At 70.5% G+C, this 6,599-nt stretch carries 6 protein-coding genes and 2 pseudogenes; 6 read left to right on the top strand and 2 right to left on the bottom strand.

Translation table 11 applies throughout. The annotated features are described in order from the left end of the window. Positions 1-328 (top strand): annotated as a pseudogene (locus tag ACIQOV_RS20950) (hypothetical protein); the annotation flags it as partial. A 196-nt stretch (positions 329-524) separates the two neighbouring features. Continuing rightward, entirely contained in the window at positions 525-1,367 is an 843-nt protein-coding gene (locus ACIQOV_RS20945; protein ID WP_401050522.1) for an SAM-dependent methyltransferase, read from the top strand. Here the strand turns inward: ACIQOV_RS20945 and ACIQOV_RS20940 are convergent. Next, a complete protein-coding gene (locus tag ACIQOV_RS20940; protein WP_401050520.1) occupies positions 1,364-2,305 on the bottom strand; it encodes a helix-turn-helix domain-containing protein in 942 nt (313 codons plus the stop codon). The genes ACIQOV_RS20945 and ACIQOV_RS20940 overlap by 4 nt on opposite strands. Before the next feature lie 95 nt (positions 2,306-2,400). Next, a complete protein-coding gene (locus ACIQOV_RS20935) occupies positions 2,401-2,643 on the bottom strand; it encodes a DUF397 domain-containing protein (RefSeq protein WP_401050517.1) in 243 nt (80 codons plus the stop codon). Positions 2,644-2,883: 240 nt separating this feature from the next. Between ACIQOV_RS20935 and ACIQOV_RS20930 the strand changes: the two genes are divergently transcribed. From ACIQOV_RS20930 to ACIQOV_RS20915, 4 genes and pseudogenes are all read left to right on the top strand, one after another. Further along, entirely contained in the window at positions 2,884-3,303 is a 420-nt protein-coding gene (locus ACIQOV_RS20930) for a hypothetical protein (protein ID WP_401050514.1), read from the top strand. 377 nt (positions 3,304-3,680) lie between these two features. After that, on the top strand, positions 3,681-4,370 hold the full coding sequence (locus ACIQOV_RS20925; RefSeq protein WP_401050512.1) for a DUF1524 domain-containing protein: 690 nt from the start codon (positions 3,681-3,683) through the stop codon (positions 4,368-4,370). 144 nt (positions 4,371-4,514) lie between these two features. After that, entirely contained in the window at positions 4,515-4,844 is a 330-nt protein-coding gene (locus ACIQOV_RS20920) for a trypco2 family protein (protein ID WP_401050509.1), read from the top strand. A gap of 369 nt (positions 4,845-5,213) precedes the next feature. Continuing rightward, positions 5,214-6,599: pseudogene (locus ACIQOV_RS20915) on the top strand (hypothetical protein); the annotation flags it as partial.

Here is a 6,599-nt window from a genome sequence, read left to right as displayed (position 1 = left end):
GGTGATGGCGGCCTTGACGGCCTGCTGGCCCCGCCTCGTGAGCGAGCACAGCCCCTCGGCCGGAGCCTGGGCCTTGGTGCGCGAGGCGGTGTCCCAGCGCTGCGGCAAGCAGGACGACGAGAACCAGAAGGACCTGCTTCACCGGCTGCTGCCCACCGCGGTGGCCGACGCCGCCGTCCTGCACTACCGGCTGGGAATGCGCCTGACTGAGGTCGCGGACCTGATGGGCGTCGAACCACCGACCACGGCCGGGCTGGTGCTCGCCGCCGAGAGGAACCTGCCGCGCACCGTGGTCGGCGAGCTCGCCTTCGCCCCCGAAGAGACGTGAGCCCCAAGCGGCTCCGGCGAGGTATGGCGTGAAGGGGTGGCGCGGGATTTCGCACCTGCGCCACCCCTTCGCTCTAGTGCTCCAAAAAACCACCCGGAGTTCAGCCTTCCGAGGACTACAAGCCGACCCAGAGCCTGGCGCAGCGTCATATAGCGCCATACAGTGGGGACTTCGATCAAGGCGTCACGAGCCAGGGGTGGTCGCGTTGCAACCGGATGCGGAAATCGTTCCTCCCGTCACCTACGATCCGGCGCAGCCGAGCGTGGCCCGGATGTACGACCTCCTCCTGGGCGGGCACGCCCACTTCCAGTCCGACCGCGACGCGGTACGCGAACTTCTGAAAGTCGCACCGAGCAGCGTGGATGTCGCGGCGATCAACCGGGCGTTCCTCGTACGGACGGTGGAGACGCTCGTCCGCGACTACGGCGTGCGGCAGTTCATCGACCACGGATCCGGCCTGCCCACCCAGCGCAACGTGCACCAGATCGCCCAGGAGATCGACGAGCGCTGCCGAGTCGTCTACATCGACAACGACCCGATGGTGATGCACACCGGCCGCACCCTGCTGGAGGGAAACAAGAACACCGCCGTCATCCTCGCCGACATGCGGCACACGGACACCATCTTCTCCAGCGATCCGGTCAAGGACCTGATCCTGCCCGGCGTCCCCACCGCGGCACTGTTCATCTCCGTGCTGCACTGCATCCCAGAGAAGGGGCCGGTCCCGCCCGCGCAACTCGTACGCCAGGTCCGCGAGCGACTGACGGCCAGTGCCCCCGCCTACATGGCCATCTCCCAGCTCGTCAGCCCCCACCGGCAGGTCCGGGACCGCATCACCGCCCTCATGGCCGAACTCACCAACGACCACTGGGGGGAGGTCCGCACGGAACACGACGTGATCGGCTACTTCGACGGCATGGACATCCTCGAACCCGGCGTCGTCGAGGTATCGCAGTGGCGGCCCGATGCGGCCGGCGGCCGGGCAGCGCAGAAGAGCGACGAGTGGACGGAGTTCGGCGGCGTCGCCAGAATCCGCTAGCCGAGCCCGACCCGGCCGCGCAGCCGACCTCGATGGACCTCGATCGCCTCATCGATGAGAGCCAGACTCTTCGCGCGGCCGGTCACATGCATCAACAAGGTGTTCAACAGGTCCACGTAACGCTCGACCTCCTGGTCCTTGCTCACGTACGTCGCCCCGATGCCGGGCCCCTCGACATAAACTATGTCGCCCGGGCCGCCATACTCGAAAGCCAAATGGGTGAAGGCCATCGGCGGTGGCGTCAGCTCCGCAGTGAACGGCAGGATCCGTACGAACACGTTCTCCCGCGCGTCGAGCATCTTCAGATGCTCCAACTGCTCGATCATGACGTCCGGTCCACCGGTATTACGGTGCAGCACGCTCTCGTCCAGCAGCGCCACCACCACGCGGCCGCTGTCCTCCAGGAGCAGGGTGCGCTCCATCCGCTGGCGGACCCGGCGCTCGATCTCGTCGAGCGGAGCCCGGGGCAGACCGGCCTTGATGATCCCCAGCGCATAGCGGCGCGTCTGCAGTGGACCGGGCACCACGCCGCCCTCCCAGTACTGGATCCGGGCGGACTCGACTTCCAGCCCGATCATGCGCCGGAACCAGCCGGGTGTGATGTCGGCGTACTCCGCCGCGAACGGCCCGGCCGCCACACGCTCCAGGAGCACGTCCACGTGCGCACGCTCCTCGGGACCGACGCGGTAGATCTCGAGCAGGTCGTTCACGTCCCGCCTGGACGGCGTGTTCTCCCCGCGTTCCATCCGGCTCAGCTTCGACACCGACGCGCGGATCTGCGGAGCTACGTCCGACAGCCGCAGCCCGCGCTCCTCCCGCAGCGTGCGCAGCAGCGTGCCGAGAACCTTCGCCGCACCCACCGGACCGCTCCAGTGGAGCCGGCGCACGTCGGCGTCCTCCGACGCGCTCGGCACAGGACGGTCCGGGTGGGCGGGCATGCGGGACTCCTGAGGGCGCGGTTTCGGGAAATTACTATCCCACGGCGCCGGCCCCGCACCCCCGCCGTTCTATACATCCCACGGACTCGCTCCGATCAGCGGTGGAACGCGTGATCGAATGCCCTGTTCTCCATGCCCCACGCGAACGCGTCCGCCTCCCCCTGGTTGAAGATCAGAGCAGGCCCGTCCTTGTGGCGGGAGTTGCGGAACGCGACGCCGCCGCCCGCCAAAGGGGCGACCTCGACACAATTTCCCTCCTCCCGACTCTTCGGGCTCTTCGCCCATTCCACGTCCAGGGAATCGGCGCGCACCCCGTTCTCCGGAATTTCGACAGCCATTCGATTCTCCCCTTCTTCGTCGCACGGACTTGCGAACAGCCGGGCGCGTTTGCAATCCCATATGCAATTGCAAACAGCGACCCGGGGAATGCTAGCGGCACCAAATTCGAACGCGGTGTCCTCCAAACGGGTGCCATTCCGTGCACGGCCGGCCGCCGAGCCCGGGGTGGTTGCCAGCACCCCGCACAGGGAACCGTCCGCCGCAGACACCCACCGCACCCCGCGACTGGAGGAACCCCGTTGACCGGGCCCGAGGACCGCGCCAATCCCCGCTTCGACCGCGACCTGGCGCTGGGGCTGGGCGTGCCCAGAGCAGCGGCGCAGCGCTTACCCGGCACACCGGACACCTCCGGTGCCGCCCGCGCCTTCGCTCTGGTGACCGTGACACAGTGGCGCACACCCGTCACCGCATCGGCGCTCACCGAGGCCGTCGACGACCTTGTGCGCGACCTCGAACGCGAACGGGCCTGGCTCTGCCTCGTCGAATCCCCCGACGCCCTTCTGCTCGTCCTCACCAAGGTCCCCTACAGTCCGCCTGCCGGTGCACCCGCCGAAGACGCACAAGCCATCAGGAAAACCCCGCCCGCAAGAGAGGCCGCCGAACGCTGGATCAGGATCCCGTTTCCCGATCGGCCGCCCACCCCGACTGCCTCCCGGTAGCGGACGGTCGGTGATCAATAGCCGCGACGGCTGACCACGAGGCTCAACACCACATCGACCAGCACCGGTCACTGACGGCAAGTCAGCTGTGAGAGTGCGGAATCGGCAACTCACCATCAGTCCTGATGGTGGTCCCCGGCGAGCGACCCTCGCCCCCGGTCCGGCTCACCCAGGAGATGCCCCCTGGCCGTCCTCGCCCCGTGGCTCGACCTCCACCTCAACATCGTCACGAGGTTGCGCGCCCGAGCCGCGACCGACTGGACCGCCTACCTGCAGGCCCGGGCCGCCGACCTGCCCGCGTCAACGTGAGCGGCGCCGCGCCGACCCCCGGGTGACGGTACGACGGCCGGCTCCCCTCGACCGGTAGCCCTGGCTGCATGACCACTTCCGCCTGGTGGCGCCGCGACGCCACCACTGTCGCCGCGCTCGCCCTCGCGTTGATCCCCACCGCCGCCCCGGCCGCCGCCGCAGCGCCACCGCCTATTCCCGCGGCCACCGTTGTCGTCCAGCATCGGCAGCTTCCCGAACCACCGCCGGCCGAGGAGGCCCGCACGGAGCTCGGCGAGCTCGTCGTGGAGGCCCCGCACTCCATGGAGGGATACTGGCGGGACCGCTTCCCGCACTGGATCAAGCAGTACGGCACCTGCGACACCCGCGAGGTCGTCCTCGCCCGCGACGGCCAGAACGTCGTCCAGGACAGCGAGTGCCGCGCCGTCTCCGGTACCTGGACAAGTCCCTACGACGACAAGACCTTCACCGACGCCAAAGCCCTTGACATCGACCACCTGATCCCGCTCGCCTCCTCTTGGAGGTCGGGCGCCGATACCTGGACCACCGACAAGCGCCGGGCCTTCGCCAACGACCTGACGCACTCCCAGCTGGTCGCGGTGTCCGCGGCCTCGAACCGCGCGAAGGCCGACAAGTCGCCCGACCAGTGGCGGCCGCCGCTCCGGTCGTACTGGTGCACGTACAGCCGTGCCTGGACCGACATCAAGCACGTCTACGGCCTCAGCGTCACCGAGTCCGAGAAGGCCGCGCTGGCCGAGATGCTGGACACCTGCGCGTAACCGTCGCCCCGCCCGGCCCGCTCCTTGCCCTGGTGGGCGGGCCAGGCCGGTCGATATGGGCTTTCACCTGCGAAGGCCCCCTCGCGGGCCCTACGGTGTCCGCATCGGTATGGCCGCAGGTCAGGTGTTCAAGGGGTGGGTCTGATGGATATTCCGCTGGCGGACGCGGTCGCGGCGGTGCGCGACGAGCTGCTCGAGGCGGCTGGCCGGGTCGGGGACGACCCCGGGGTGGTGTTCGCGGTCGGGCCGGTGGAGATGGAGTTCGAGGTCGAGCTGCGCGCGGACGCGAAGGCGAAGGCCGGCTTCAAGCTGTTCGCGGTCGGCGCGGAGACCGAGGCCGGGCTGTCCCGAGTTCGCACCCACCGGGTCGCCTTCACCCTCACCCCCAAACGCCCCGACGGCGGCGACCTCCTCGTCCACTCTGCGCAGGAGCGACCGGCCGGGCCCGGGAACACCTCGGGCCGCATCGAGTAGGGCCCGGCCCGCTTACCGGGTGGCAGGTGGAAGAGCGAGCGGGGCGGTTGGGGGCCAGGGGTGGAGCAGGGGCGTCTTGCGGCGGTGACCGGGGTGGGCGGGCCGGGATCGGGATACGCGGTCGGCGGCCGCCTGGTCCTCACCTCCGCCCACGTCACCGGCCCCGCCGGCACACGGGTGAGCGTGTTCCACCCCGGCGGCACCGGCAGCGCGAGCGGGACAGTGGTGTGGGCCGGCAGACCGAAGGAGCGAGACGACGCCGCGCTCGTCCTCGTCGACGACTCCCCCCACTGGCGGCCTCCCACGGCGCCGGTGCGATGGGGCCGTCTGGTCACGACCCGCCCCAGCACAGCGTGCGAGACGTGGGGGGTGCCGGACGAGGCCCAGCGCCCTCGCCCCGCGGTGGAGGCCGAGCAACTGGCGGGCCGGATCAACCCCGGCACCGGCTTCGTCAACAACCAGTACGTCATGGACCTCGACCAGCACCCCCCGCACTGGCCGACCGACGGCACCTCGCCGTGGGGCGGGCTGTCCGGCGCGGCCGTGCACTGCGACGGCATCGTGACCGGCGTCGTCGCGGCCGACCGAGCGCGCTCCGCCCACGGCCGCCTCAACGTTGTTCCTGCCTACGTCCTGCTCCACGACCCCGCCTTTCGCACCACGCTCGCCCAGCACAGCGCGGGCCTCGTCGAAGGCGTGGAGGCGGTGGAGTTCCAGAACCTCACCGACCCCGCCCACGGCCCGGCCAGGCTCCGTCCCCCGGTCACACCTGCCGCCCTGCTGGAGGCCGGCCGGCAGGTGGTCCCTTTCCACGGCCGCGACGCACTCCTCGCCGACCTGCGGACCTGGTGCGGAATGGATGGGTTCGGGGCGTGGCTGCTGCACGGCCCCGGCGGGCAGGGCAAGACCCGCCTCGCCCACCACCTCGGCCGCCAGCTCACCGCACAGGGGTGGACGGTGCTGTGGCCGCGTGACACGGCCACCCCAGAACAGCTCCTACGGCTACGGCACGCGGCCCGGCCGCTGCTGGTCGTCCTTGACTACGCCGAGACCCGCCCCGGCCAGCTCGCCGCCCTCGTCGAAGCCGCTGCCGAACACCCTGGCACCAGCCCGTTCAAACTCCTCCTCCTGGCCCGCACCGCCAGTGACTGGTGGGACCAGGCCCAGGGCGCCACCCGCCTCGCCGAGGAGTATCTGGCGGACGCCCGCACCCGCCGTCTCGCCCCGTTGGAGGACGACCCCGACCGGCGGGCCGACCACTACCGCGACGCCGCCCGGGCCCTCGCCACCGAGCTTCCACGCATCGATGGCCTCGCCAGCCACGACTGGACCACGGCCGCCGCGAGCCTGCCCCCGCCGTACGGATTGGCCCAGGACGCCTATGGCAACGCCCTCACCCTCCACATGACCGCCTTGGCCGACCTCCTCGACACCGTCCCGGCCGTGCCCGGCAACGGGCCCGCACCCGCAAACACTGCAGGCGAGGAAGACCCGCGGAACGTCGAGGACCGGCTGCTCGGCCACGAGAACCGCTACTGGCGCGAGAGCGCCACCGCCCGCAGCCTCACCCCCGCACTGAGCACGGACACCCTAAAATCAGCGATCGCCGCCGCCCACCTCGCCGGCGCCACCGACCGCGAACACGCCGACCACCTGTGGCAGCGCCTCCCTGTACTCGCAGACCAGCCCCGCGACCGCCGCGACCAGGTCACCGCCTGGCTCGCCACCCTCTACCCGGCCGCAACATTGGGAGGG

This window comes from Kitasatospora sp. NPDC091257 (assembly GCF_044757675.1).
Taxonomy (GTDB): domain Bacteria; phylum Actinomycetota; class Actinomycetes; order Streptomycetales; family Streptomycetaceae; genus Kitasatospora; species Kitasatospora lactacystinica.
The sequence above is the reverse complement of the archived record's forward strand: the minus strand, read 5'-3'. Positions and strand labels throughout refer to the sequence as shown.